Origin of the sequence: Streptomyces thermocarboxydus, assembly GCF_024760485.1 — a bacterium.
In the GTDB taxonomy this organism is placed as follows: domain Bacteria; phylum Actinomycetota; class Actinomycetes; order Streptomycetales; family Streptomycetaceae; genus Streptomyces; species Streptomyces cellulosae.
In genome coordinates this window covers 3,998,772-4,025,095 of the sequence record NZ_CP058273.1, presented here as the reverse complement: position 1 = coordinate 4,025,095, position 26,324 = coordinate 3,998,772, and the positions used below count along the sequence as shown (strand labels likewise).

Below are 26,324 nucleotides of genomic sequence, written 5' to 3'. Positions count from 1 at the left end.
CACCGGTCCATGACGCCACCAGGCTGGGAGAACCCGACGATCCCCGGAGGTTCTCTTGAGTCTCGCGTTCCTGCTGGCCGCCCTGGCCGTGGTGGTCACCCCCGGCACCGGCGTGGTGTACACGCTCGCCGCCGGTCTCTCCCACGGCCGGCGCGCGGGCCTGGTGGCCGCGTTCGGCTGCACGGTCGCCGTCGTGCCCCACCTGCTGGCGTCCGTCACGGGCCTCGCCGCCCTGCTCGCCTCCAGCCCGCTCGCCTACGCGGTCGTGAAGTACGCGGGCGCCGCCTACCTGCTGTACATGGCGTGGGCGATGCTGCGCGACAAGGAGGCGTTCACCGTCCGCCCGGAGCCGGAGCCGGAGCCGCGCCCCGCGCTCCGCGTGATCACGACCGCCGTGCTGATCAACGTCCTGAACCCGAAGCCGATGCTGTTCTTCGTCGCCTTCCTCCCGCAGTTCGTCCCGGCCGGCTCCTCCGGCTCCCTCGGCCTGATGCTCCAGCTCGGCGGGGTCTTCATGGCCCTGACGTTCGTGGTCTTCACCGCGTACGGGGTGTGCGCGGCGGCCGTACGGGACCGGCTGCTGGCGCACCCCCGGGTCACCACGGCCCTGCGTGCCGTCTTCACGGCGAGCTTCGTCGGGCTGAGCGCCCGGATGGCGGTGGCGTGATGATCTTCCGACACACCGAGGCGGTCCGGTCGGCCCACCCGGGCCTGGCGGCGGGGGCGCTGCACGCCACGGGCGTCGACGGCACGGCGGACGTGGAGGCGCGGGTGAGTGAGTACACCGCCCGCGCCCAGACCCGGCTGGCCGACGGCCCCGAGAGCCGGTTCCCCGAAGTGCTGGCGTGGCGAAGCACCTACGCCCGCATGGGGCTGCGTCCGACGCAGTACCGCTGCGCCTCCGAGTCCCTGCTGCGCCGCCTGCGCAAGGAGGGCGCCCTGCCCCGCATCCATCCGGTCGTCGACCTGTGCAACGCGGTCTCGGTCGCGTACGCCGTGCCGGTCGCGGTGCTCGACACGGTCCGGATCACGGGCCCGCTGCTGGAGGTGCGGCCCGCGCGCGGGGACGAGGAGTACACGACGTTCGACGGCCGCACCGAGCACCCGGCCCCCGGCGAGGTGACGTACGCCGACTCGGCCGGGCGCGCGCACGCCCGCCGCTGGACGAACCGGCAGAGCGGTCACTCGGCGGTGCGGGAGGGCACGCGGCGGATCCTCGTGGTGGCGGAGGCGATGCACGAGGGCGGGGCGGACACGGTCGCGCGCCTGCTGGAGACCTTGGAGAAGGAGCTGACCGCGCTCTGGCCCGTCACGCCGGTCACCGCCCTACTCACCGATGCTGAACCGGAGTTCGGGCTCCACGACGACGGACGCGTGCGGTAGCCGTGCATGGCACCATGAATCCGGTGACCGACAGGGACGGCGCGACCGCGCACGGCTCGGACTTCCTGCAACTACGCGCTGACGACGTACCCGCGGACGGCAAGGCCGACTGGCTCGCACGGCAGTTGCGGCAGGCGATCACCGACCGTCGCCTGACCGTGGGCAGCAGACTCCCGGCCACCCGTCTGCTCGCCGCCGAACTGCGTGTCTCGCGTGGTGTGGTGACCGAGGCGTACCGCAGGCTCGCGGAGGACGGTCATGTCGAGGGACGCCGGCGCGGAGGCACAGTCGTGGTCGCGGCACCACCGCCGCCCCTGCCGCCCAGCGCCCGACAGCCGTCGTCCGCGAGCCCGTTCTCCGGCACGCCCGACTCCCGCGTCTTCGACGCGCTGCGCGCCGCCGACGCCCGGATCGACCTCACCCCGGGCCGCCCGGACCTGTCCGCCTTCCCCCGCACCGCCTGGCTGCGCGCCGAACGGGCCGTACTCGCCGAACTGTCCAGCGCGGATCTGGGATACGGCGACCCGCGGGGCGCGCCCCGGCTGCGCCGCGCGGTCGCCGACTGGCTGGCGCGCAGCCGGGGCATCGCTGTCGCCCCGGACGGCGTCCTGATCGTCGCGGGCATCGCCCAGGCGCTCACCCTGCTGCACCCGGTGCTGCGCGCGGACGGGATCACGGCGGTCGCGGTGGAGGAGCCGGGCTCGCTCGGCACCCGCCAGCACCTGGCGCACGGCGGTCTGCCCACCCCGCCCGTCCCGGTGGACGCGCACGGCCCGGACGTCACCGCGCTGCGCGCCACGGGCGCCCCCGCTGTCCTCCTCACACCGGCCCACCAGTTCCCGACCGGCGTGGTGACCAGCGGGGAGCGCCGCCGCGAGCTGCTGCGGTGGGCGGCGGACGGCGGGCTGATCCTGGAGGACGACTACGACGCCGAGCACCGCTACGACCGCCCGCCGGTCCCCGCGCTGCGGTCCCAGCTCACCGACCGCCTCTGCTACATGGGCAGCGTCTCCAAACTGCTGGCCCCCGCCCTGCGCATCGGCTGGCTGCTCCCGCCCCGGCGGCACCTGGAGGCGCTGACCGACGCGAAACGCTTCACCGACCTCGGCAGCGCGGTGCTGCCGCAGCTCGTCCTGGCCCGGCTGATGGAGACGGGCCGCCTGGAGCGGCATCTGCGGCTGCTGCGCCCCCGGCACGTCCGCCGGCGGGACGCGGTGATCGCCGCCGTCCGCGCCCACCTTCCGGGCGCGGTCGTGCACGGCGCGGCGGCGGGACTGCATCTGACGGTCACGTACGCGCCGGACGTCCCCGACACCGAACTGGCGGCTGCCGCGCTGGCCTTGGGCGTCAAGTGCCACCCGCTCTCCTGGCACCGGCAGCTCCCCGGCCGCCCCGGCCTGGTCATCGGGTACGCGGCCGACCCGCCCGGCACACTGACCGAGGGCGTGGCCGTGCTGGGCAACGCGCTGCGCGCCCTGGCCTGACCCCCCGGAGCCCCGACGAAAAGCCTCTGAAATGGCTCAAGTTGCTACACCGGCCGCCGACGGGTACGTACGGTCGACAGTACGAACGGAAACGTGTGGACGCAGGAGCAACGGCAGGCAGGGGAACGCTGTGTCGATCGAGCACATCGCCGTGATCGTCCTGGCGGTCGAGGTCGTCGTCATGGTGTCGGCGCGGACCGGCATCGAGCGACGCCACTGGGCGCACGCCAAGGGCCGCGGTCCCGCCCCGCACCCGCGGGAGGACCTCACCTTCGTACCGGCGGCGCTGTACGGGATCGCCGCGGCGGCGATGGCGGTCGGCGCCCTGACGACGTCCGTCGAGCCGACCCTCGCCGCGCTCGCGACGGCCGCGATGTTCGGCGTGCTGCTCCCCGCGTTCACCGCGAACGCCGTGCTGAGGCTGTCCACACGGGGCGGCCGCAGGGCCGTCACCCCACGTCTGCGCGGCCTCGCCGCCACGGTCGCCGCGACGGGCGGCCTGGTGTCGGTCGGCCTGATCTGAGAACCGGGTCCGGGAGCCGGCCCGGACCCGCTATGATCCGTCGGTCAGCCTTTGGCGCGCCCCGGCAGGGCAGCCCAAAGGCTTTTTTTCATGCCTACCGACACCCCTACGCCGCAACCCGGTTACCGATCTCTGCTCCGCAACCGCGAGTTCGCCGGCCTGTACACCGGTTTCACGCTCACCGTCGGCGCGAGCACCCTCTCCGGCTTCGCGCTCGGCACGCTCGTCGACCGGTCGACCGGCTCCCCGTTCCTCACCGCCGTGAGCATGTACGGCGCGACGTTCGCGACCGTGCTCGGCGCGACCACACTGATGTCGGTCGCGGACGGCAGCCGCCCGCGCCGCACCCTGGTCGCGCTCCAGTGCGTCGCCCTGGCGGGCGCCGCCGCGCAGGCGGTCCCCGGCATCCCACTGGCCGCCCGCTTCGCCCTGCTCCTGATCCTCGGCTTCTTCCAGTCGCTGAACACCGGGACGCGCATGGGCCTGCTCGCCGAGGTGGTGCCCGCCTCCGCGTACGTCCCCGCCCGCTCGCTGATGAACATCACCGCGGGCGGCACCTCCGTCCTCGGGTTCGCGCTCGGCGCGGTGCTGCTGCGCCACCTCACCCCGCAGGGCCTGTTCCTCGCGGCGGCGGCACTGACGGCGGCGGCTCTCGCCGTGACGGCGGCGACCGTACGGGAACGCTCCATCCGCCCGCCCCGCCGCCCCGGCCTGCGCGAGACCTGGACGGCCAACGCGGCGCTCCTCTCCCGCACCGGCCCGCGCGCCCTGCTCCTCAACCTGTGGGTGCCCAACGGCCTGATCGTCGGCTGCGAGGCCCTGTTCATCCCGTACGCCCAGGAGGACGCGGGCATCCTGCTGGCCGCCGCGTCCGGGGGCATGCTGCTCGGCGACCTGACCGTGGGCCGCCTGCTCTCCGCCGAGTGGCGGCGCCGCTGCGCGTACCCGCTCCGGCTGCTGCTCGCGGCGCCGTACCTGCTGTTCGCCCTGCACCCGCCGACGGCGGTGGCGGCGGTCGCGGTCTTCGTCGCGAGCGCGGGCTTCGCGGCCACGCTGCCCCTCCAGGAACGGCTCCTGGCCCTCACGCCCGAGCAGGTGCGCGGCCAGGTGCAGGGCGTGGAGTCGGCGGGCCGGATGACCTGGCAGGGCATCGGGGCGGCGGTCGCGGGCGGGACGGCGCAGGTGTTCTCACCGACGGTGACGATCACGGCGCTGGCGGCGGTGTCGGTGTGCGTGACGGTGGTCTCGCGGCCGTACGTGAACCGCACCGGGCGCCTGACGGTCGCGCCCGGGTCACGGCGCCGGTGAGTCGGCGGCGGATATGTGCATGATCGGTAACAACACGCCCTGAAAGGGACTGCAGGGCAACCGCGGGCCGCGGAATCCCGTGCTTGTACGCACCAGACGCACTGGTCCGACCACGGGGAGACACCGATGCAGACCACGACCACCAGAACCCGCCGTCCCTGGACGTCGTATGCCGTCGGCGCGGCGGTCGCCGCCGCGCTGCTGGCGACGACGGCGTGCGAGGAGGACAACGCGAACGGGCCGGAAGAGACCGCGCCCCCGACCCCCTCGGTGAGCCGGCCGTCGTCCCCGGCGCCGGACGACGCGACCGACGGGGACGACGCGGCGGGCACGGACCTCTGCACGATGGAGGACCTCACCTTCGCCGCGTCGAACTACGGGGAGCGAGGTAAGCCGGTCCGGCACGTCATGGTGGTCGCGACCAACAGCAGCGACAAGGAGTGCGAGGTCCGGAACGCGCCGGAGATCATGCTGGGCGACGCACAGGGCCCGGCGCCGGTGATGGAAGGCACGGAGGCCGACGAGCCGTTCACCCTCGCGCCCGGTGAGAAGGCGTACGCGGGCGTCCTCGCGACGGGCGGGAACCGGGACACCTACGAGGTGACCTTCATGACGCTCACCCTCGGCAGCCCGGGCGGCGAGGCGGAGGCGGAGGAGCCGGTCGAGCTGGAGATGCCCACGGAGGGGTCGTTCCAGGCGGACGACGGCCAGCGCGTCACCGGCTGGCAGCCCACGGAGGGCCTCGCGATGCGCCCGGTCACGCAGTCCTGACCTCCGGTTGTCGGTGCGCGGGACTACGGTTCCGCGCACGACGGACACCACCGCCTGCCACCCCCGTCCTTCATCGGCGCCCCCGCCTCTGACCTGGGGCGCGTCACCACCGGGTCACGCGCGTAACGGACACGTACGAGAGCGCAGCCGGACGAAACGGCGGGGCGGGCGGAGCTGTCTTGGTGAGCGGGACGGACGCACTGACGGACCGTCACCTAGAGCACCGCCGCCACCGCTTCCGGAGGAAACCACCATGCGCGCCACCAAGCTCACCGTCGCCGCCCTCGCCGTCGTCGCGGGCCTCTCGCTCACCGCCTGCCAGAACGACGACATCGCCGCGGACCCCCAGCCGGCCGCCTCGTCCCCCGCCGGTTCCTCCACAGGAGGCAGCGACACGGACAAGGGCCAGGAGGAGGGCACGGTCGCCGGGACCGGCAGCAACGAGGACGGCAAGGCGGACGACTGCCGCACCGACGAACTGGAGGTCACCGCCGAGAACGTCACCATCGACGGCGACACCGTGGGCACCGTCGCGGTGACCTTCGTCAACGGCGGAGGCCGCGACTGCGCGCTGACCGGCTACGCGGGCGTCGACCTGAAGACGGACGCGGGCTCGCTCTCCGCGGAGCGCACCGGCGAAGAGGCCCCCTCGGTCGTCCTCAAGGACGGCAAGTCGGTGTCGTTCGCGGTCACCTACCCGGTCAACGACTCCGGCGGCTCCGGCGTCGACGTCACGGGCCTCGTCGTCACCCCGCCGAACGAGACCAAGTCCGTCACCCTCGACTGGCCGGGCACGTCCCTCCCCGTCACGGACGGCTCGGGCACCCCGGTGAAGGTCGGCCCGATCGGCAGCGCGGGCCAGGGCGGCTGAACGGGCCGGCTTCAGGCCGCTCTGACGGTTCTGGTCCCCTCCGCTGTCGCCTGCCCGTACCGGCAGTCGCGGCAGCGGCCCGGCTCCGGCGCCCGGAAGACCCGCTCGCAGCCGTCACACTCCTGGAAGGGATGCGGACGGTGGACAGCAGCCGTGACCGGTGGAGGTTCCGGGGCGGCGGGAAGAGGCGGCGGCAGGAGCACCCGCAGGCGGTAGGCGAGCACGCCCGCAGGGTGCTTCATGGTGACGGGCAGGTCGGCGGTCAAGGTGCGGAGCACGGCCGCCGGGGCGGCACCCCGTTCGAGCCAGTCGACGACGGCGGGCGCCAGCCGGTGCACGTCCCGCAGCGACAGGGTGAGCCGCTCATCGGCACGCCGCAGACCGGCAAGCAGCGTCACCGCCTTCTCATGAAGGGGCCCACGAGGCGCGGGTGCCGGCGGTTCCACAGAAGGCGCGACCACGTCCGGCTCCACAGCGGCAGCCGTCTCGGACGGCACCACCACGTCACAGGGCGCTTGGTCACCCTCCTGGGCCGTCTCGTCATGACTGGCGCCGGCCACGGCATCACGCGTACGCGCGCGGCCACCCACGGGACGCCGCTCGATCCCGGTGACACCGGCGGACGCCACGTCCACCGGCGCGTGGTGGGCGTACGTACGCGTCACGAGCTGACCGTCCTCCGTGCGCTCGCGGACGCGCCGCAGATACCCGTGCGCCTCCAACTCCCGCAAGGCGAAGGCGATCCGGTCCCGCCCTTCGGGGAAGCGCTCGGTGAGGCTGCGGATGTCCACCGGGGTGCTCTCGGGCACCGAGAAGATGTGGGTCGCCAGCCCGATCGCGGTCAGCGACAAGTCGCGGTGCTGGGCGAGGTGGTTGCCGACGACGACGTACTGCCCGGACTGGTACGTACGTACGTGTGTGACACCGGAGTGGGTGGTGGATCGTCGAACACCCTGAATCGGGCGCGGTGCAGCACTAAGCTTCTGCTCAGCCATGGGGAAGGGGCCTTCTTCTCTGTGGTCAGGCCCTCGCCCGGGAGTGCTAGTCCCGGCCGGGGGCCGATGTCTGTACGGAGTTGTGAGAGCGCCGAGTTGATCCGACCCTCTGCGCTGAGAGTGCCCGCCCACACCACCGCGGCGCCACCCAGTTCGACGCGTTTCACCCAGCCGAGTGATCAACGCGAGGTTTGGTGGGGTTGGTTGGTTTTTACCCTAGGTACTTAGGTCTTTTTACGTCCCGAAGCCCCGCCCGCCGGCCCACCGGATCCCGCCCTACCTGGCTCCGGCACACCGCCCTCGCGACGGCGGGCCGCCTGGCAGGTGACCAGCCCCGTTCCCCCCGCGTTGATCGGGCAAGGACGGGCGCGACGGGAGGGCGGCGGGATGACCGGGTGGGAAGCGTGGCTGGACGACGAGGAGGCCGGGGCCGTCATGCGGACGGTCGTACGACAGCTCAAGCTGTGGCGCGAGGCGGCCGGCCTCACCCAGGCGGAGTTCGGCGCGGCCATCGGCTACGGCGAGGAACTGGTCTCCTCGGTGGAGCGGGGGCGGCGCATTCCGCGCCCTGAGTATTTGGACGCGGCGGACGATGCGCTCGGCGCCGACGGCAAGATCTCCGCGATGAAGAAGGACGTCGCGGAGATCAGGTACCCCAAGACCGTGCGGGACCTGAAGAAGCTGGAGGCGGAGGCCGTAGAGCTCGCCGCCTACAACAACTCCGTGATTCACGGATTGTTGCAGACACCGGAGTATGCCCGGGCGGTCTTCAGCGCCCGTCGGCCACCGTTCACGGCGGACGAGCTCGACCAACGGCTGTCCGCCCGCGTCGCACGCCAGGAGATCGTCAGTGAGACGGCGGGCCGACCACTTTTCAGCTTCGTCCAGTGCGAGTCGACACTTCGCCGGCCCCTCGGGGGCAGGATGGTCATGCGCGGGCAGCTCGAACGCCTGTTGTTGGTCGGCAGGTTCCCGAACGTCGACCTCCAGGTACTCCCGCTGAGCCACGAGGAGAACCCGGGCCTCGCCGGGTCGTTCCGGCTGCTGAGGCTGAGGGACGGCACGACGGTCGGGCATCTGGAGGTGCAGCACATCAGTCGTGTGATCGCCGACCCGAAGGAAGTACAGCTTCTCGAGATGCGTTACGGAGCCATCCGGGCGCAGGCTCTCAGCCCGCGAGAATCACTGGCCCTCATCGAGAAAGTGCTGGGAGAGACATGACTCTGAAGGCGGAGACCCCTCTCGTGTGGACGAAGAGCAGCTACAGCACGGACGAGGGCCCCGACTGCGTCGAGGCGGCCACCACCCCCGCGACGGTCCTCGTCCGCGACTCCAAGACCCCCCACGGCCCCCGCCTCACCCTCACCCCCACCGCCTGGGCGACCTTCATCGAGACCATGCACCCGGCGTGGACCAAGAGCAGCTACAGCTCCGACGACGGGCCCTCCTGCGTCGAAGCCGCCGCGACCCCCAACCACATCCTCGTCCGCGACTCCAAAACCCCCCACGGCCCCCGCCTCACCCTCACCCCCACCGCCTGGGCGACTTTCCTCCCCTACGCCTCGCGCACGCGATGACCACCCGCCTCCCTCTGGACGAGCAGCTCGCCGCGCTGCAAGACACCCTCTCCCGCAACGAGACGTTGCTGGAGGTGCTGAACCGGACGGCGACCCTCGACCTGCCCGGCTGGTACCTGACGGCAGGCTGCCTCTTCCAGACCGTGTGGAACGTCGCCACCGGCCGCCCGCCCGCCGAGGGCATCAAGGACTACGACGTCTTCTACTTCGACGACGGCGACCTGTCCTGGGAGTCCGAGGACAAGGTGATCCGCGCGGCGGCAGACGTCTTCGCGGACCTCCCCGCCGACGTGGAGGTCCGCAACGAGGCCCGCGTCCACCTCTGGTACGAGCGGAAGTTCGGCGTCCCCTGCGCCCCCTACACCTCCACCGAAGCCGCCATCGACAGCTTCGCCGCGACCACCTGCTGTCTCGGCGTCCGCCTCACCCCCGACGGCCGGTGGCGGGTGTACGCGCCGCACGGGCTGTCCGACGTGTTCGGGCTCGTCGTACGGCCCAACCCCGTCCTCGCGCCCCGCGCCGTGTACGAGGCGAAGACCGAGCGCTGGCGCAGGCAGTGGCCGGAGCTCACCGTGCTGGACTGGCCCACGGCCTGAGCGAGGGCAAACGACGGCGGGGCGTGTCCGCAGACACGCCCCGCCGTCACACACTCCCGCTCACCTCACGTCGTGGAACGACGTCTCCGCGCCCCCGGCCGCCGCTCGCTGGGCCGGGTGACCGGGTCACCCGCCTCCAGCGCGGCCAGCCGGCGCCGCGCGCCGAAGTCCGCGAGGGCCTCCGCCAGCTTGTGGACCGACGGCTCGGGAGCCATCACGTCCACCCGCAGCCCGTGCTCCTCGGCCGTCTTCGCCGTGGCCGGGCCGATACACGCGATCACCGTCACGTTGTGCGGCTTGCCGGCGATGCCGACCAGGTTCCGGACCGTCGACGACGAGGTGAACAGCACCGCGTCGAAGCCGCCGCCCTTGATCGCCTCGCGGGTTTCCGCCGGCGGCGGCGACGCGCGCACCGTCCGGTAGGCGGTGACGTCGTCGACCTCCCAGCCCAGCTCGATCAGCCCCGCGACCAGCGTCTCGGTGGCGATGTCGGCGCGCGGCAGGAAGACACGGTCGATCGGGTCGAAGACCGGGTCGTACGGCGGCCAGTCCTCCAGCAGGCCCGCGGCCGACTGCTCGCCGCTCGGCACCAGGTCCGGCTTCACGCCGAAGGCGATCAGCGCCTTCGCGGTCTGCTCGCCCACCGCCGCGACCTTGATCCCGGCGAAGGCGCGGGCGTCGAGCCCGTACTCCTCGAACTTCTCGCGCACCGCCTTGACCGCGTTGACCGACGTGAACGCGATCCACTCGTAGCGGCCGGTGACCAGGCCCTTGACCGCGCGCTCCATCTGCTGGGGCGTGCGCGGCGGCTCGACCGCGATGGTCGGCACCTCGTGCGGCACGGCCCCGTAGGACCGCAGCTGGTCGGAGAGCGACGCCGCCTGCTCCTTGGTGCGCGGCACGAGCACCTTCCAGCCGAACAGCGGCTTGGACTCGAACCACGCCAGCCGGTCCCGCTGGGCGGCGGCGGAACGCTCACCGACCACGGCTATCACCGGGCGGCCGCCCTCAGGGGAGGGCAGCACCTTCGCCTGCTTCAGCGTCTGCGCGATCGTGCCGAGCGTCGCCGTCCAGGTGCGCTGCCGGGTCGTGGTGCCGGCGACGGTCACCGTCAGCGGGGTGTCGGGCTTACGTCCGGCGGACACCAGTTCGCCCGCGGCGGCGGCCACCGAGTCCAGCGTGGTGGACACGACCACCGTGCCGTCGGAGGCGCCGACCTCGGTCCAGCACCGGTCGGACGCCGTGCGCGCGTCGACGAACCGCACGTCGGTGCCCTGCGCGTCACGCAGCGGCACACCGGCGTACGCGGGCACGCCGACCGCGGTGGCGACACCGGGGACGACCTCGAACGGCACCCCGGCCGAGGCGCACGCCAGCATCTCCTCGGCGGCGTACGCATCGAGCCCGGGGTCGCCGGACACCGCACGGACGACCCGCTTGCCGCCCCGCGCGGCCTCCATGACAAGATGTGCGGCATCCCTATTCGCGGGGACACCGGCGGTTGTTGACGCGCCGTCAACGACCGTCAGCTGGGGCGTGCCCGTGCCCGGCGTGGACGACGCAGACGTGTCCGCGTCCGTGTGCACCTCGGCGACGCCCTGCCTGGCGTGCGTCCGTACGACATCGAGCACGTCGTGCTCGGCGACGAGGACGTCCGCGTTCGCCAGGGCCTCCACGGCGCGCAGGGTCAGCAGTCCCGGATCCCCGGGTCCGGCACCGAGGAAGGTGACGTGCCCTTGTTCCGGAGGGGCGGGAAGAGTGGTGGGGCTCAAAGTGCTCGCTCCCCCATCAGACCGGCCGCGCCCTGCGCAAGCATCTCGGTGGCGAGTTCGCGACCGAGCGCCGTCGCCGCCTCGTGCGTCTCGGGCACGGGACCGGTGGTGGACAGCTGCACCAGCGTGGAACCGTCGGTCGTGCCGACAACTCCGCGCAGGCGCATTTCCTTGACAGTCTGCCCGTCGGCCAGAAGGTCGGCCAACGCCCCGACAGGGGCGCTGCAGCCGGCCTCCAGGGCGGCGAGCAGTGACCGCTCGGCCGTCACGGCGACCCGGGTGAACGGGTCGTCGAGCTGGGCGAGCGCGGCGATGAGCTCCGCGTTGTCCGCGGTGGTCTCGATCGCCAGTGCCCCCTGGCCGGGGGCGGGCAGAACCGTGTCGACCGACAGGAAGTCGGTCACCTCGTCGCTGCGGCCGACCCGGTTGAGCCCGGCGGCCGCCAGCACGACCGCGTCCAGGTCGCCCTTGGTGACGTACCCGATGCGCGTGTCGACGTTGCCCCGGATCGGGACCGTCTCGATGTCCATGCCGTGCGTGCGGGCGTACGCGTTCAGCTGCGCCATGCGGCGCGGCGAACCAGTGCCTATGCGCGCCCCGCGCGGCAGGTCGGTGAGCTTCAGCGCGTCCCGCGCGATGATCACGTCCCGCGGGTCCTCACGCTCGGGGATCGCCGCCACGACCAGCTCGTCGGGCTGGGCGGTCGGCAGATCCTTGAGGGAGTGCACCGCGAAGTCCACCTCGCCGCGCGCCAGTGCCTCCCGCAGCGCGGCGACGAAGACGCCGGTGCCGCCGATCTGCGCGAGGTGCTCACGCGAGACGTCGCCGTACGTGGTGATCTCGACGAGCTCGACGGGCCGTCCGGTCACCTGGCTCACGGCATCCGCCACCTGCCCGGACTGGGCCATGGCGAGCTTGCTGCGCCTGGTCCCCAGCCTCAGTGCCTTCTCAGTCATCCCGGCCCTCGGTTCTCTGCGTTCTTCTCGGTGCTTTCCTCGGCGCGGGAGACGGAGGCCACCGTCTCGGGGTCGAGGTCGAACAGGGTGCGCAGCGCGTCCGCGTACCCGGCCCCGCCGGGCTCGGCCGCGAGCTGCTTGACCCGGACCGTCGGGGCGTGCAGCAGCTTGTCGACCACCCGTCGCACGGTCTGGGTGATCTCCGCGCGGTGCTTGTCGTCCAGGCCGGGGAGCCGCCCCTCCAGGCGGGCCATCTCACCGGCCACCACGTCGGCCGCCATGGTCCGCAGGGCGACGACGGTCGGCGTGATGTGCGCCGCCCGCTGTGCCGCCCCGAACGCGGCGACCTCGTCGGAGACGATACGCCGGACCTGGTCCACATCGGCAGCCATCGGAGCGTCCGCGGACGCCTCCGCGAGCGATTCGATGTCGACGAGCCGCACGCCGGGCAGGCGGTGCGCCGCCGCGTCGACGTCCCGCGGCATGGCGAGGTCCAGCAGGAAGAGCACGGGCTCGGGGCGCTGCGGCACGTCCACCGGCTCGGGCCGCCGGCGCTCGGGGATGCGGCCGATCGCGGACGCGGCCGCGGCGAGCGCGCCGATGACCTCGGCGTCCGCCTCCGGACCGGTGCCGCGGGCGGCGTCCCGGCGGTCGACGGCGGAGCCCGCCGCCCACGCGCCGTGCTGCTCCAGCGTGGCCGCGTCCATCCCGGCGACGGCCGCCTCCCCCATGACGGAGAAGCCGGGCCGCACCGTGGGCAGGTCGACCGGGCAGCCGTCCTCGGCGGGAGCCGGCGCGGCCGGTGCGCTCTCGCGGGCGTCCTCCTCGGCGACGGCGTCGAGGTCGACGACGGGCGCCGTGTCGACGCGTCCCTCGACGCCCGCGGCGATCATGTCGCCGGTCAGGACCAGGCCGGTCGCACCGGTGCAGGAAACGACCACATCGGCACGTGTCAGCTCGAACGGCACCGATGTCATCGGGACCGCGCGGGCCGTCACGTCCGTGGCGTCGCCCTCGGTGAGGATCCGCACCAGCCGCTCGGCGCGGTCGGGCGTGCGGTTCGCGACCACGACCTCGGCGACCCCGGCGCGCGCGAGCGTCGCCGCGGACAGCGAGGACATCGACCCGGCGCCTATGACGAGGGCCTTCTTGCCGCGGGCCCAGGTCTCGACGGGGGTGCCGAGCGCGAGCTGCTCCAGGCCGAAGGTGACCAGGGACTGCCCGGCGCGGTCGATGCCGGTCTCGGAGTGGGCGCGCTTGCCGACCCGCAGCGCCTGCTGGAACAGGTCGTTCAGCAGCCGTCCGGCGGTGTGCGTGGCCTGGGCGCGTGCCAGGGAGTCCTTGATCTGGCCGAGGATCTGCCCCTCGCCCACGACCATCGAGTCCAGTCCGCAGGCCACCGAGAACAGGTGGTGGACGGCCCGGTCCTCGTAGTGCACATAGAGATAAGGAGTGAGCTCCTCCAGGCCGACCCCGCTGTGCTGGGCGAGCAGCGTGGACAGCTCGGCGACACCGGCGTGGAACTTGTCCACGTCGGCGTACAGCTCGATGCGGTTGCAGGTGGCGAGGACCGCGCCCTCGGAGGCGGGCTCGGCCGCGACCGTGTCCTGCAGCAGCTTGGTCTGCGCCTCCGTGCTCAGCGACGCCCGCTCCAGCACGCTGACCGGGGCGCTGCGGTGGCTCAGTCCGACGACGAGGAGACTCATGCCGGCATCACGGCGGGTACGTCCCCGTCGGGTCCCTGGTCGGTGCCGGAGTCCTCGCGCTTGGCGGCGACGGCGGTGTTGGTGGTGCCGGCGGCCTGGGAGGTGGTGACCTCGGCGGCGGCCTCCTCACCGGCCTTGCGCTGCTCGTGGAAGGCGAGGATCTGCAGCTCGATGGAGAGGTCCACCTTGCGCACGTCGACGCCGTCCGGGACGGTCAGCACGGTCGGCGCGAAGTTCAGGATGGAGGTGACGCCGGCGGCGACGAGCCGGTCGCACACCTGCTGGGCGGCGCCGGCCGGGGTGGCGATGACGCCGATGGACACGCCGTTGTCCCGGATGATCGTCTCGAGCTCGTCGGTGTGCTGCACGGGGATGCCGGCGACGGGCTTCCCGGCCATCGCGGGGTCGGCGTCTATGAGCGCGGCGACCCGGAAACCGCGGGAGGCGAACCCTCCGTAGTTGGCGAGGGCGGCGCCGAGGTTACCGATACCGACGATCACGACCGGCCAGTCCTGGGTGAGGCCCAGTTCGCGGGAGATCTGGTACACGAGATACTCGACGTCGTAGCCGACGCCCCGGGTGCCGTAGGAACCCAGGTAGGAGAAGTCCTTGCGCAGCTTCGCGGAGTTGACACCCGCGGCGGCCGCCAGCTCCTCGGAGGAGACCGTGGGCACCGAGCGCTCGGAGAGCGCGGTCAGGGCGCGGAGGTACAGCGGAAGCCGGGCGACGGTGGCCTCGGGAATCCCTCGGCTACGGGTCGCCGGTCGGTGAGTTCGGCCAGTTGCCACGGTGCTCCTGCGGGTAGAGCGGGGCTTCAGGCGGTCATACGTCCCCGGACCGCCCCGTCGAATGCAGGCTATGTCTTTGTGAACGCGTGCACAAAGATTGTGTCCGATTTGCCCGGCCAACGTGACCGGGGTCACGCGCCCCCCGCGCATGTGCGGGGAACCGGCGCGCCTGCACCGCCGTTCCTTAGCTTCTAGGGGCAAAACCGCACACTCTCCTCTGTGAATCCCGCCCCCGAGACCAAGCCGCCATCGATCCTAAGCGAATTTCCGCCAGATTGAACTGGCCGGTCAGTCACCCCAGGGCCTTGCGGAGACGGTCCTCGTTCACGCGCCAGAAGGTGTGCTGCCGTCCGTCGACGAGCACCACGGGGATCTGCTCCCAGTACTTCTCGTACAGCTCCCGGTCCTCGGTGATGTCCTTCTGCTCCCACGGGACCCCGAGCTCGGAGCACACCTTCTCCACCACCACCTGCGCGTCGTCGCACAGATGGCAGCCGGGCTTGCGGATCAGCGTCACGAGCCGGTCCCGCGGGGGTCCGGCGCGGCGGAAGAGAGGGCTCATACGGGTCATTGTCCCGCCCGGGACAAGGCCGGGACACCGCCCGGGACACACAGAGTTCACGACGTGGCGACCTCTCGGCTCCGGAACAGGGGCGCGCACTGGCTATGCTCACGCCATGGCCGCTCTCGGATGGCTCACTCCCCGTAGGCGCTCCGCCACGGCGCGGAGCGTGTTGGCTGGCGAGGCCTCGGCGGAGGCCGCCCGCAAAACCACCCAGGAAGTTTCCGAACGCGAACCCGAGTTCCCGGTACCCGGTGACGAGCGGGCCGCCGCGTTCTTCGACCTGGACAACACCGTCATGCAGGGCGCCGCCCTGTTCCACTTCGGGCGGGGCCTGTACAAGCGGAAGTTCTTCGACACCCGCGAGCTGGCCCGGTTCGCCTGGCAGCAGGCGTGGTTCCGGCTGGCCGGCGTCGAGGACCCCGAGCACATGCAGGAGGCGCGCGACTCGGCGCTCTCCATCGTCCAGGGCCACCGCGTCTGCGAGTTGCAGTCCATCGGCGAGGAGATCTACGACGAGTACATGGCGGAGCGGATCTGGCCCGGCACCCGCGCGCTGGCCCAGGCGCACCTCGACGCGGGCCAGCGGGTGTGGCTGGTCACCGCCGCCCCGGTGGAGATCGCCACGGTGATCGCCCGCCGCCTCGGCCTGACCGGCGCCCTGGGCACCGTCGCCGAGTCGGTCGACGGCGTGTACACGGGCAAACTCGTGGGCGAGCCCCTGCACGGCCCCGCGAAGGCGGAGGCGGTCCGCGCGCTCGCCCTGGCGGAGGGACTCGACCTGAGCCGGTGCGCCGCCTACAGCGACTCGCACAACGACATCCCGATGCTGTCGCTGGTGGGCCACCCCTACGCGATCAACCCGGACTCCAAGCTCCGCAAGCACGCCCGCCGGATGGACTGGCGGCTGCGCGACTACCGCACCGGCCGCAAGGCGGCCAAGGTGGGCATCCCGGCCGCGGCCGGCGTGGGCGCGGTGGCCGGCGGCACGGCCGCCGCCATCGCCCTGCACCGCAAGCGCCGCTGACACCCCGTCCGCCCTCGAACGGGCCCGCGCGGGTGCCCGCAGTGACCGCGCGGGCCGCGACACGCCCCAAACCGACTGCCGTACCCCGTGACGCGTCCGAGCAGTCTTCTTGGCTGCACACGGCCACAACTCGCCCTGGACTTATCCGGAATTCGAAAGCTTCCGGTCACCAACCGATCAGCTTCCTCACACTGAACAAGCGTCAATCGGTTACGGAAGCGACGTAATCGATGATTTGAGCAACTCGGTGTAGCAGAGCCTGTACGAAGCGTTATTCTCCTCAGACGCATTCCGGGACCACCCCTTCGCTACGACGGGTGAACGGCCCCGCACTGCACATGATGGAAGCTCTGCCTCTGGGAGTCCCGTGTACCCACACGTCGGGGTTGACGCCTCGGGCCTGGCTACGCTGCGCGCGACAGTCGCGACAGCCCGAGACATGTTGCGCGGAATCGTCCCCCCCGCGCACGCCGTCCCCGCATTCGCCGCCGTCCCCGCCGGCCCGTGCTACGCCCTCGCCGAGGGCACGGCCGCGGTCGGCAGACGAGGACGTCCGTCCGGCGCTCCCGCTGTCCGCCGTCCCGCCGCCGACAGCGACAGCGCCCGGATGATGGACCTCGTGGAGCGCGCCCAGGCCGGCGAGGCGGAGGCCTTCGGACGGCTCTACGACCAGTACAGCGACACCGTCTACCGCTACATCTACTACCGCGTCGGCGGCAAGGCGACCGCCGAGGACCTCACCAGCGAGACCTTCCTGCGGGCGCTGCGCCGCATCGGCACCTTCACCTGGCAGGGCCGCGACTTCGGCGCCTGGCTGGTGACCATCGCCCGCAACCTCGTCGCCGACCACTTCAAGTCCAGCCGCTTCCGCCTCGAGGTCACCACCGGGGAGATGCTCGACGCCAACGAGGTCGAGCGCTCCCCCGAGGATTCCGTACTCGAGTCCCTGTCCAACGCCGCCCTCCTCGAAGCCGTACGACGGCTCAACCCCCAACAGCAGGAGTGCGTCACGCTCCGATTCCTCCAGGGGCTGTCCGTCGCCGAGACCGCCCGCGTCATGGGCAAGAACGAGGGCGCCATCAAGACCCTCCAGTACCGGGCCGTCCGCACCCTCGCCCGGCTCCTCCCGGACGACGCCCGCTGAGCCGCCCCCGTCCACCGGACGGAGCACAGCGCGCGACACTCAACTCACCCTGAGTGAAACCCGGTTGGATTCCTCAATCGGGCCACCGGTGTCCGTAACCCAAGTGCCGCGCCCGTCGTTGTGCGGGATACAGGCTCCCTGTGGTCACCCCCTGACCGGCTCCGCTCACCCGATCGTGTGGCGTCGTCCAGGCACGGGAACCCTCAGACCCGCTGGGGAGTCGACCGTCATGACGAGAGGAGGTGCCGCCAGTGATCGCGAACGTATCGGCGCACCGGCGGGCGAACGCCTTCGCCCAGGCCCTGCAGGAGCAGTCCGACCGGGGCACGGCGGCCGAGCGAACCGAAGGACCGGCACCGGCCGCGGCCGCCGCCGAGACCGAAGAGGCCCAGCTGCTCACGCTGGCCTCCGGTCTGCGCGCGCTGCCCCGGCCGGAACTCGACCCCGAGGTGAAGGTCGTCCAGCGAGCCCAGCTGGTGGCCGCGTTCGAGGCCATGCTCCAGGAGGGCACCGCCGCAGGCGAGGCGACGGACCGGGCCGTTCCCGAACAGCGCTCGCGCCGCGCCAAGGGCGCCCACCGGGCGACCCCGCTGGGCAGGCTGCGGCCCCGGTCGCGGCTGGCCAAAGGGCTCACCGCGGGCGGACTCACCGTCGGCGTCGCCGCCGGCGCCCTCGGCGGAGTCGCCGCCGCCAGCTCCGACGCCCTCCCCGGCGACTCCCTCTACGGAGTCAAGCGCGGCATCGAGGACGTCAAGCTCACCCTCGCCGACGGCGACGACGAGCGCGGACGGGTCTACCTCGACCACGCCTCCACCCGGCTCGGCGAGGCCCGCCGGCTGATGGAGCGCGACCGCGCCGGCGCCCTCGACCACGAGTCGCTGAACGAGATCCGCCGCGCCCTGTCCGGCATGAAGCACGACGCCTCGGAGGGCCACCGCCTGCTCCGCGAGGCCTATGAGCGCAACCCGGACTCCCTCGGCCCGATCCAGGCGCTCTCCTCCTTCTCCCGCGCCCACCGCGACACCTGGGGCAGTCTGCGCGACCGGCTCCCCGTGCAGCTCGGGGACGTCAGTGAGCAGGTCACGTCGGTGTTCGACGCCATAGACCAGGACGTCGCCCCGCTGCGGTCCCTGCTGCCGCCGTCACCCGGCGACAAGAGGGACGACGGGAAGCGCCGCGGCGACTCCGCCACGGCCTCCGGCGCCCCGTCCGCGGCCGAGCCCTCGGCGTCCCCCGGCACCGGCCGGGACGGCTCCGGCACCGGCGAGGCGGGCAGCGCGCGACCGTCCGGCTCCGCCGACACCGAGCGCGAGAAGGACGGCCTGCTCGGCGGGAACACCGGCGGCCTCCTCGACCCGCCCCAGGAGAGCGGCCAGAGCACCACGCCGCCGGCGACAGGCTCGGCCACCAGGCCTCCCGCCCCCGACGTCACGCTCCCACCTCTCCTACCCGGGCTGCTGCCGGGTCTGGGCATCGACGCGGAGGACCGGGAGTAGGACTGGGGGCGCCCCCGCACAGGCGAGGGGCGCCCCTGGTTCACGTCTCGAGCCGTCCAGAAGAAGACCGTCCGTCGGCTCAACACCCCCCGTGAAGGGGAACGTCAGAAGAACACCGACCGCCGCTGCACCAGCAGCTTGTACAGCGTGTGCTGGATCTGCTCCCGCACCTGGTCGGTCAGGTTGAACATCAGCATGGGGTCCTCCGCCGCCTCCGGCGGGTATCCGTCCGTGGGGATCGGCTCCCCGAACTGGATCGTCCACTTCGTCGGCAGCGGAATCGCCCCCAGCGGCCCCAGCCACGGGAACGTCGGCGTCAGCGGGAAGTACGGGAAGCCCAGCAGCCGCGCCAGCGTCTTCGCGTTCCCGATCATCGGGTAGATCTCCTCCGCCCCGACGACCGAGCACGGCACGATCGGCGCCCCGTGCCGCAGCGCCGTCGACACGAACCCGCCCCGCCCGAACCGCTGCAGCTTGTACCGCTCGGAGAACGGCTTCCCGATGCCCTTGAAGCCCTCCGGCATCACCCCGACCAACTCGCCCCGCGCCAGCAGCCGTTCCGCGTCCTCCGCGCAGGCCAGCGTGTGCCCCAGCTTCCGCGCCAGCTCGTTCACCACCGGCAGCACGAACACCAGGTCCGCCGCCAGCAGCCGCAGATGACGCCCGGCCGGATGGTGGTCGTGCACGGCGACCTGCATCATCAGCCCGTCCACCGGGACCGTCCCCGAGTGGTTCGCGACGATCAGCGCACCGCCCTCGGACGGGATGTTCTCGATGCCCTTCACCTCGACCCGGAAGTACTTCTCGTACATCGGGCGCAGCAGCGACATCAGGACCTGGTCGGTGAGTTCCTCGTCGTAGCCGAAGTCGTCGACCTCGTAGTCGCCGGTGAGCCGGCGGCGCAGGAACGCCAGCCCGCTCGCGATGCGCTGCTCCAGGCCGCCCTCGCCGTCCGCGGCCCGCTCACGCGGCTGCTCGTCCTCACCGGTCACGGGATCATCCTCCCGCGCCGCGGCCGTCCCCGGCAGGGGCTGGACCTCCCCCACCGCGGCGGGCGGCCGTGTCCCGCCCTGGCGCCGGCCGGCCGCACCACGGCGGCGCGACGCGGCACTCCCGCGGGAGCGGTGGTCGTCGTCGAACGGAATGACCTTGGCGTCCGCCATCGTTGCTGCGCTCCTCAGTCGGCGCCGTGCGCCGGCACATGGCCGCTGCCCGGCACGGGCAGCGCGGCGATCCGGTCGACGGCCCTCGCGACGGTCTCCGGCGGCAGCAGCCCCGGACCGCGGCTGCGCACGAAGTCCGCAAACGTTTCGGCAGTCGAGTACTTGGGGGTGAAACCCAGCGTCTGACGCATCTGGTCCGTCGCCACCACCCGCCCGTGCGTCAGCAGCCGGATCTGCTCGGGCGAGAAGTCCGACATCCCCAGCGTACGCATCAGCGAGCCCGCCCAGGTGACCGCGGGAAGCAGCAGCGGCACCGTCGGCCGGCCCAGCCGCCGCGAGCACTGCGACAGCAGCAGCACCCCGTCCCCGGCGATGTTGAACGTCCCGCTGTTGAGGGTCCCGCGCCGCGGCTCGTGCGCGCCGATCCGCAGCACCTCGATCACGTCGTCCTCGTGCACGAACTGCAGCCGCGGGTCGTAGCCGAACACCGTCGGCAGCACCGGCAGCGCGAAGTACGACGCGAGGGGGGTGTCCGCGGCCGGGCCCAGGATGTTGGCGAACCGCAGCACGCACACGGCGACGTCCGGGCGGCGCCGGGCGAAGCCGCGCACATACCCCTCGACCTCCACCGTGTCCTTCGCGAAGCCGCCGCTGGGCAGCGACTTGGGCGGCGTCGACTCGGTGAACACCGCCGGGTCGCGCGGCGCCGAACCGTAGACGTTGGTGCTGGACTTCACCACGAGCCGCCGGATGTTCGGCGACTTCTGGCAGGCGCCCAGCAGCTGCATGGTGCCGATGACGTTGGTCTCCTTCAGCGACGCCCGGCCGCCGCCGCCCAGCGGCGTGCCCGTCACGTCGAGATGGACGACCGTGTCGGCGCCCGACTCGGCCAGCACCCGCGCGATGGTGGGCTGCCGGATGTCCGCCTGGACGAAGTCCGCGCCGCCCAGATGGTGCTCGGGCCGCACCGCGTCCACGGCGACCACCCGGTCCACCTCGGGGTCCCGCTGGATCCGCCGCACGAAGCGGCCCCCGAGCTGCCGGGCCACCCCGGTCACGAGCACGACCTTCCCCAAGATCAGCGCCTTCCTCTCACCCTGCTGCCGACGGCCAACCTACCGGGTCGCCGTCGCCCTGTGATGCCGAGCGGACACGTGAAGTGACAACAACCCCGGTTACGTACACCGGACGCACCAGGGCGATGGCGTACCAACGGGCAGTGGCCCCCCACCGAATCGCGGTGGGGGGCCACTGGGACACGCTCTCGCGCTGTCGCTTACTTCTTGTTGCGACGCTGGACGCGCGTGCGCTTGAGCAGCTTGCGGTGCTTCTTCTTGGCCATCCGCTTGCGCCGCTTCTTGATAACAGAGCCCACGACTACCCTCGCTCACTTCTCATCACTCGGTGTTTGGGCGCCATGGGCCCACACGACCTTCGAGGGGTCAGCCTACCCGCCCGAGCGCTGAGGTCGTAATCGAGGTGACCGGGAAGGCCCATGAGTGCCCGATACGGACCTTCCCGGATCGCCGTCAGGCCGTTTCCACCCCCACGTAGCTCTCGCGGAGGTACTCGTGTACCGCTTGCTCCGGGACGCGGAAGGACCGCCCCACCCGGATCGCGGGCAGATGACCGCTGTGCACCAGGCGGTACACGGTCATCTTCGACACTCGCATCACCGAGGCGACTTCCGCCACGGTAAGGAACTGAACCTCGTTCAGAGGCCTCTCGCCAGCTGCAGCCATGACACACCTGAACCTTCCGCACTCGACGGCCACCGGCTTCCCCTTCCGGTGACTCTTCGTCGTTGCGTGCTCACTCCCCAATGTAGGGGCGGGTGATGCGAGTGGGGAAGAGGTGCACCCATCGGCGGCCTACTGTGACAGACACGCTCGATTGAGTACGTAGCGGGTCAGCGGCAGGTAGTAATCGGACCGCGCACCGTCGTCAACCGGAACGACCACCGAGACCGCCCCCTCGGCCTGTCCGACGAACGGCGCCGGATCATTCACATCGGCCGGCCCGACGCTCTCGAACCCCAGCTGACCTGCCCCGCAGATCCAGCCGTGATCCCCGATCACCAGCCCCGGCAGCGGCCCGCCGGCGTCCGCGGCGGCCGCCAGCGCGGCCCGAACCGGGAGGGGGGAGTGCGTATGCGCGCCCGGCTCACCACCGGGGCGCTGCGCGGTCGCGCCCCGGACCAGCCCGACCCCCCGGACGTAGTCGAGCGTGGCCGTGCGTAGACCGAACCGGGTCGTTATGTCGACACAGCGACCCTGTGCCGGGGTGAGGATCTCACATCCCGCCGCCGACAAGGCGTCTGCGAGAACGGCGTAGAAACCGAGCAGCCGATGCGGGTGCCCGGTGCCCAGCAGCACCGGAACACGGCGCCGCGCGGCCTCCGCCAGCCGTTCCGCACAGGCGTCCAGGGCGGCCAGCGTACGCTCCGGATCGATGGCCTCGGGCCCCGACGTGCGCCCCGGATCCGCCGCCACCCCGCACCGGTCCGCCATCAGCGCCAGTACCTCACGCTCGCCCCACGGTCCCACGGGATCGAGCCCGATCAGCACCCGCGGGTCCCGGGCTGCGAACAGCCGGTAGCTGCGCAGGCTCTCCTCCCGGGTGGTGCCCACCACCCCGGCGAGCCCGGCCGAAAGAAGATGCGCGCGGAGGCGGTCGGCGGTCACCACACCCGCGATGGTGCGCCACCCACCCGCGTCCGCGGGCCGGAACGGGGCCCACGCCCCACGGTCGGCGTAACAGCCGTCGCGCAGGCCCGTCGGGACGGCCTCGTCCACGCCGATCCCTCCGAGCGCGAGGACCTTGAGCTCGACGACGACACCACCGGGGGTCGGCCGTCACCCGGTAATGCCCGCCTGTCCCCGGCCCGGCGGTGTACCGCGGTGACGTCCGCCGACCGTCAGGGCAGCAGACCCCGCAGCGGGAACACCGCCCGCCGGGTCGCCAGGATCGCCTGGTCCAGCCGGTCCGCCGGGTCGTACCCCTCGTCCCATGCCGCCCACGGCACCGGCCACCGGCCGTCCGTCATCCGGTGCGGCGCCGGCTGCCGGGTCCGCGCGTACACCTGCCGCCGCCACTCGTCCGGCACCAGCTCCGTCGGCTCCACCGGCCGCCCGGCCGCGATCGCCACCAGGTGCGCCCACGACCTCGGCACCACCTCGACCACCGCGTAACCACCGCCGCCCAGCGCCACCCACCGGCCCTCGGCGTGCTCGTGCGCCAGGTCGTGACAGGCCACCTGCACCGCTCGCTGCGCGTCCAGCGACACCGCCAGATGCGCCAGCGGGTCCTCGAAGTGCGTGTCGGCCCCGTGCTGCGTCACCAGCACCTGCGGCCGGAAGTCCGCGATCAGCTCCGGCACCACCGCGTGGAACGCCCGCAGCCATCCCGCGTCCCCGGTGCCCGCCGGCAGCGCCACGTTCACCGCGCTGCCCTCTGCGTTCGGCGCGCCCGTCTCCTCGGGCCACCCGGTCTGCGGGAACAGCGTCCGGGGGTGCTCGTGCAGCGAGATCGTCAGCACGCGCGGGTCCTCCCAGAACGCCGCCTGCACGCCGTCCCCGTGGTGCACGTCGACGTCGATGTACGCCACCCGCTCCGCGCCCAGCTCCAGCAGCCGCGCGATCGCCAGCGCGGCGTCGTTGTACACGCAGAACCCGGACGCGGCGCCCGGCATCGCGTGGTGCAGCCCGCCCGCGAAGTTCACCGCGTGCAGCGCCTCACCCCGCCACACCGCCTCGGCCGCGCCCACCGACTGCCCCGCGATCAGCGCCGACACCTCGTGCATCCCCGCGAACGCCGGATCGTCGACCGTCCCCAGCCCGTACGACTGGTCCGCCGACCCCGGATCGGCCGACGCGGCCCGCACCGCGTCGATGTAGTCCTCCCGGTGCACGAGCCGCAGCGTCGACTCCCCCGCCGCCTTCGCCGCGACGACGTTCACGTCACGGTCCAGGCCGAGGGCGGTGACCAGGCTGCGGGTCAGCGCCAGCCGGACCGGGTCCATCGGATGGTCCCGGCCGAAGTCATAGCCCGTTACTGCTTCGTCCCACATCAGCTGTGCGCGGCCGCTCATGCCCGCCACCGTATCGGTCGGCCCCCGGCGCGAACGAACGGGCGTGCACAAGCGTCACCAGCACCAACACCATCGGCACCAGCATCGCCCCGCGATAGCTCCACGCGTCCCCCAACGCCCCCACCAGCGGCGAACCGATCAGGAAGCCCACGTAGTTGAAGACGTTCAGCCGCGCCACGGCCGCGTCCGACGCCCCCGCCCGCCCCGTCTCGTCCGCCCTGCGCCCCGCCGCCGCGAACGTCTGCGGCACCAGCACGCACAGCCCGAGCCCCAGCAACGTGAACCCGAGCATCCCCATCCACGCCCCGGGCGCCGACGCCACCACGGCGAACCCGCCCGCCGCCACCAGCGCCCCCGCCCGCACCACCGCCACGGCCCCGAACCGCCGCACCCCCATGTCCCCGACGGTCCGCCCCAGCAGCGTGGTGACCATGTAGACGTTGTACGGCACGGTCGCCATCTGCTCGGAGCTGCCCAGCACATCCTGGAGGTACTTCGCGCTCCAGTTGGAGACCGTCGAGTCCCCGATGTACGCCACCGTCATCACCAGGCACAGCGGCAGCAGCCACTTCAGCCCACCGCCCGCAACGGCACCCTTCTCCACTGGCGCCTGGGCCTCCCCGTCGACGTACCACCGGCTGCCCACCAGCGCGGCCGGCAGCAGCACCAGCACCACCGGCAGATACGACACCCACAGCGCAAGGCCGTAGTGCGCCCCCACCCAGGCGAGCGACGCCCCGACGATCCCGCCCAGGCTGTACGCCGCATGGAAGCTCAGCATGATGCTGCGCCCGTACGCCCGCTGCAGACTCACCCCGAGCATGTTCATCGAGGCGTCCAGCGCGCCCACGGCCAGCCCGAACGCCGCCAGCGCCAGAGCGAGGACGACCATCTGCCGTCCGGCCCCGACGGCCAGCAGCGCCAGCAGCACGACGGGCTGGGACCACCGCAGCACCCGGCTCGGCGGCACCCGCCGCACCAGCCGCTCCGTGGAGACGCTGCCGATGCCGGCCAGGATCGGCACGGCGGCGAGGAAGACGGGCAGCATCCCGTCGGAGACCCCGTACCGGTTCTGAATGCCGGGGATGCGCGTCACGAGCAGAGCGAACGCGACACCCTGCACCAGGAAGCTGAACGCCAGCGAGGCCCTGCCGCGCCGCAGCACATCAGTCATGGCGGGAGCGTAGGGCTCAGGGGTACCGGTGGGTAGATCCGGTCAAAGATGAATCGTGCTCAGTTTTCGGCGGGGTCGCCGTCCGTGAGCAGGGGGAGCAAGTCCCGCATGTCGGCGAAGAGTCGGGTGGCGCCGCTCAGCTTCTCCGCCGGCGTCATCGCGGTGAACCCGTAGACGTCCATCCCTGCCGCGACGGCCGCCTGGACGCCGAGCGGGCTGTCCTCGACGACCACGCACCGCTCGGGAGCCGTGCCCATCCGCTCGGCCGCGTACAGAAACAGATCGGGGGCGGGCTTCCCGCGGCCGACGTCCTGCGAGCTGAAGATCCGCGCGTCGTCGAAGAACCGGTCCAGCCCGGCCGTCCGGTGCCCGACCCGGATCCGCTCATGACTCCCGGACGACGCCACGCAGTACGGCACCCCGTCTGCCGTCAGCTTCTCCAGTACGTCGGCGACTCCGGGCACGGGCTTCAACTCCCGCTCGAACGCGGCGAAGACGCGGGCGTGGAAGACGTCGTCGAAGTCGGCCGGCAGCCGCTGCCCGGTCCGCTCCTCGATGAGGTCGTGCACCCGGTGCATGGCGGACCCCATGTAGTCGCGGATGGAGTCCTCGTAGGTGGTGGGGTGACCCAGCTCGGTGAGATAGGCGGCGAGGTGCCGGTTGGAGATGGGCTCGCTGTCGACGAGAACGCCGTCGTTGTCGAAAATCACGAGGTCATAGCGCATGGACCTGACCCTAAACGCAGAAAGCCCCCGCGCCGAATGGCACGGGGGCTTTCTATAAGAATTGTTCGGCGGCGTCCTACTCTCCCACAGGGTCCCCCCTGCAGTACCATCGGCGCTGTAAGGCTTAGCTTCCGGGTTCGGAATGTAACCGGGCGTTTCCCCTACGCTATGACCACCGAAACACTATGAAACTCTCAACCGGCATCATGCCGT

The 26,324-nt window shown here is 72.2% G+C and carries 27 protein-coding genes and 1 rRNA gene; 13 read left to right on the top strand and 15 right to left on the bottom strand.

What is annotated here, in order from left to right; translation table 11 throughout:
* Nucleotides 1-55: 55 nt before the first annotated feature.
* From AY578_RS18590 to AY578_RS18560, 7 genes are all read left to right on the top strand, one after another.
* The gene (locus AY578_RS18590) at nt 56-667 is read left to right on the top strand and encodes a LysE family translocator (RefSeq protein WP_019526245.1); all 612 of its coding nucleotides are present in this window, start codon (nt 56-58) and stop codon (nt 665-667) included.
* Nucleotides 667-1,383 carry a B3/B4 domain-containing protein gene (locus AY578_RS18585; RefSeq protein ID WP_258903105.1) on the top strand — a complete coding sequence of 239 codons (717 nt, stop codon included), beginning with the start codon at nt 667-669 and terminating at the stop codon, nt 1,381-1,383. Before AY578_RS18590 ends, AY578_RS18585 begins: the two co-directional genes overlap by 1 nt.
* Before the next feature lie 14 nt (nt 1,384-1,397).
* The gene (gene pdxR / locus AY578_RS18580; protein WP_258903104.1) at nt 1,398-2,867 is read left to right on the top strand and encodes a MocR-like pyridoxine biosynthesis transcription factor PdxR; all 1,470 of its coding nucleotides are present in this window, start codon (nt 1,398-1,400) and stop codon (nt 2,865-2,867) included.
* A 130-nt stretch (nt 2,868-2,997) separates the two neighbouring features.
* Complete coding sequence (locus tag AY578_RS18575) at nt 2,998-3,390, top strand: hypothetical protein (protein WP_028959960.1); 393 nt, start codon at nt 2,998-3,000, stop codon at nt 3,388-3,390.
* Nucleotides 3,391-3,480: 90 nt separating this feature from the next.
* Nucleotides 3,481-4,698: an MFS transporter gene (locus AY578_RS18570; protein WP_258903102.1), complete on the top strand. Its 1,218-nt coding sequence runs from the start codon at nt 3,481-3,483 to the stop codon at nt 4,696-4,698.
* Between the two features lie 126 nt (nt 4,699-4,824).
* Nucleotides 4,825-5,469 carry a DUF4232 domain-containing protein gene (locus AY578_RS18565; RefSeq protein WP_258903100.1) on the top strand — a complete coding sequence of 215 codons (645 nt, stop codon included), beginning with the start codon at nt 4,825-4,827 and terminating at the stop codon, nt 5,467-5,469.
* Between the two features lie 253 nt (nt 5,470-5,722).
* Nucleotides 5,723-6,340: a DUF4232 domain-containing protein gene (locus AY578_RS18560; protein WP_019526239.1), complete on the top strand. Its 618-nt coding sequence runs from the start codon at nt 5,723-5,725 to the stop codon at nt 6,338-6,340.
* Nucleotides 6,341-6,351: 11 nt separating this feature from the next.
* Here AY578_RS18560 and AY578_RS18555 read toward each other — a convergent pair whose 3' ends face one another.
* Entirely contained in the window at nt 6,352-7,335 is a 984-nt protein-coding gene (locus AY578_RS18555; RefSeq protein WP_028959957.1) for a hypothetical protein, read from the bottom strand.
* Between the two features lie 387 nt (nt 7,336-7,722).
* Here AY578_RS18555 and AY578_RS18550 point away from each other — a divergent pair, with 387 nt between their 5' ends.
* From AY578_RS18550 to AY578_RS18535, 3 genes are read left to right on the top strand one after another with little or no spacing between them, the layout of a single operon-like run.
* Nucleotides 7,723-8,556: a helix-turn-helix domain-containing protein gene (locus AY578_RS18550; RefSeq protein WP_019526237.1), complete on the top strand. Its 834-nt coding sequence runs from the start codon at nt 7,723-7,725 to the stop codon at nt 8,554-8,556.
* Nucleotides 8,553-8,912 (top strand): DUF397 domain-containing protein, encoded by a 360-nt coding sequence (locus AY578_RS34105; protein WP_019526236.1) that lies wholly within the window; start codon nt 8,553-8,555, stop codon nt 8,910-8,912. The genes AY578_RS18550 and AY578_RS34105 overlap by 4 nt, the downstream gene beginning before the upstream one ends.
* On the top strand, nt 8,909-9,508 hold the full coding sequence (locus AY578_RS18535) for a nucleotidyltransferase family protein (RefSeq protein ID WP_136239744.1): 600 nt from the start codon (nt 8,909-8,911) through the stop codon (nt 9,506-9,508). The genes AY578_RS34105 and AY578_RS18535 overlap by 4 nt, the downstream gene beginning before the upstream one ends.
* 65 nt (nt 9,509-9,573) lie before the next feature.
* Here the strand turns inward: AY578_RS18535 and AY578_RS18530 are convergent, their stop codons facing one another.
* The 5 genes from AY578_RS18530 to AY578_RS18510 form a co-directional block, all read right to left on the bottom strand.
* On the bottom strand, nt 9,574-11,280 hold the full coding sequence (locus AY578_RS18530) for a bifunctional uroporphyrinogen-III C-methyltransferase/uroporphyrinogen-III synthase (protein WP_026244029.1): 1,707 nt from the start codon (nt 11,278-11,280) through the stop codon (nt 9,574-9,576).
* The gene (gene hemC / locus AY578_RS18525; protein WP_019526233.1) at nt 11,277-12,236 is read right to left on the bottom strand and encodes a hydroxymethylbilane synthase; all 960 of its coding nucleotides are present in this window, start codon (nt 12,234-12,236) and stop codon (nt 11,277-11,279) included. The genes AY578_RS18530 and hemC overlap by 4 nt, the downstream gene beginning before the upstream one ends.
* Complete coding sequence (locus AY578_RS18520; RefSeq protein ID WP_028959956.1) at nt 12,233-13,942, bottom strand: glutamyl-tRNA reductase; 1,710 nt, start codon at nt 13,940-13,942, stop codon at nt 12,233-12,235. Before AY578_RS18520 ends, hemC begins: the two co-directional genes overlap by 4 nt.
* The gene (locus tag AY578_RS18515) at nt 13,939-14,730 is read right to left on the bottom strand and encodes a redox-sensing transcriptional repressor Rex (RefSeq protein WP_026244028.1); all 792 of its coding nucleotides are present in this window, start codon (nt 14,728-14,730) and stop codon (nt 13,939-13,941) included. Before AY578_RS18515 ends, AY578_RS18520 begins: the two co-directional genes overlap by 4 nt.
* A gap of 292 nt (nt 14,731-15,022) precedes the next feature.
* On the bottom strand, nt 15,023-15,292 hold the full coding sequence (locus tag AY578_RS18510) for a glutaredoxin family protein (protein ID WP_019526230.1): 270 nt from the start codon (nt 15,290-15,292) through the stop codon (nt 15,023-15,025).
* 115 nt (nt 15,293-15,407) lie between these two features.
* On the opposite strand from AY578_RS18510, the gene AY578_RS18505 reads away from it, so the two are divergent.
* The 3 genes from AY578_RS18505 to AY578_RS18495 all read left to right on the top strand — a co-directional run bounded on the left by AY578_RS18505 (nt 15,408) and on the right by AY578_RS18495 (nt 18,959).
* Nucleotides 15,408-16,319 carry an HAD family hydrolase gene (locus AY578_RS18505; RefSeq protein ID WP_051101698.1) on the top strand — a complete coding sequence of 304 codons (912 nt, stop codon included), beginning with the start codon at nt 15,408-15,410 and terminating at the stop codon, nt 16,317-16,319.
* Between the two features lie 367 nt (nt 16,320-16,686).
* Nucleotides 16,687-17,463: an ECF subfamily RNA polymerase sigma factor, BldN family gene (locus AY578_RS18500; protein WP_026244027.1), complete on the top strand. Its 777-nt coding sequence runs from the start codon at nt 16,687-16,689 to the stop codon at nt 17,461-17,463.
* Nucleotides 17,464-17,714: 251 nt separating this feature from the next.
* The gene (locus AY578_RS18495; RefSeq protein WP_019526227.1) at nt 17,715-18,959 is read left to right on the top strand and encodes a DUF5667 domain-containing protein; all 1,245 of its coding nucleotides are present in this window, start codon (nt 17,715-17,717) and stop codon (nt 18,957-18,959) included.
* A 104-nt stretch (nt 18,960-19,063) separates the two neighbouring features.
* Here the strand turns inward: AY578_RS18495 and AY578_RS18490 are convergent, their stop codons facing one another.
* The 9 genes from AY578_RS18490 to rrf all read right to left on the bottom strand — a co-directional run bounded on the left by AY578_RS18490 (nt 19,064) and on the right by rrf (nt 26,291).
* Nucleotides 19,064-20,122, bottom strand: a complete 1,059-nt coding sequence (locus AY578_RS18490) for a lysophospholipid acyltransferase family protein (protein WP_028959955.1) — start codon at nt 20,120-20,122, stop codon at nt 19,064-19,066.
* A 14-nt stretch (nt 20,123-20,136) separates the two neighbouring features.
* Nucleotides 20,137-21,198: an NAD-dependent epimerase/dehydratase family protein gene (locus AY578_RS18485; RefSeq protein WP_019526225.1), complete on the bottom strand. Its 1,062-nt coding sequence runs from the start codon at nt 21,196-21,198 to the stop codon at nt 20,137-20,139.
* Nucleotides 21,199-21,398: 200 nt separating this feature from the next.
* Entirely contained in the window at nt 21,399-21,497 is a 99-nt protein-coding gene (locus AY578_RS18480) for a 30S ribosomal protein bS22 (RefSeq protein WP_003948845.1), read from the bottom strand.
* 154 nt (nt 21,498-21,651) lie between these two features.
* Nucleotides 21,652-21,864 carry a helix-turn-helix domain-containing protein gene (locus AY578_RS18475; protein WP_004984898.1) on the bottom strand — a complete coding sequence of 71 codons (213 nt, stop codon included), beginning with the start codon at nt 21,862-21,864 and terminating at the stop codon, nt 21,652-21,654.
* 129 nt (nt 21,865-21,993) lie between these two features.
* On the bottom strand, nt 21,994-22,809 hold the full coding sequence (locus AY578_RS18470; RefSeq protein WP_258907401.1) for a phosphatase: 816 nt from the start codon (nt 22,807-22,809) through the stop codon (nt 21,994-21,996).
* Between the two features lie 230 nt (nt 22,810-23,039).
* Nucleotides 23,040-24,212 (bottom strand): acetoin utilization protein AcuC, encoded by a 1,173-nt coding sequence (locus AY578_RS18465; RefSeq protein WP_078611422.1) that lies wholly within the window; start codon nt 24,210-24,212, stop codon nt 23,040-23,042.
* Nucleotides 24,163-25,386 carry an MFS transporter gene (locus tag AY578_RS18460; protein ID WP_019526222.1) on the bottom strand — a complete coding sequence of 408 codons (1,224 nt, stop codon included), beginning with the start codon at nt 25,384-25,386 and terminating at the stop codon, nt 24,163-24,165. The genes AY578_RS18465 and AY578_RS18460 overlap by 50 nt, the downstream gene beginning before the upstream one ends.
* Nucleotides 25,387-25,445: 59 nt before the next feature.
* On the bottom strand, nt 25,446-26,111 hold the full coding sequence (locus tag AY578_RS18455) for an HAD family hydrolase (protein WP_136239741.1): 666 nt from the start codon (nt 26,109-26,111) through the stop codon (nt 25,446-25,448).
* A 63-nt stretch (nt 26,112-26,174) separates the two neighbouring features.
* Nucleotides 26,175-26,291: ribosomal RNA gene (gene rrf / locus AY578_RS18450) — 5S ribosomal RNA — on the bottom strand.
* Between the last annotated feature and the right edge of the window lie 33 nt (nt 26,292-26,324).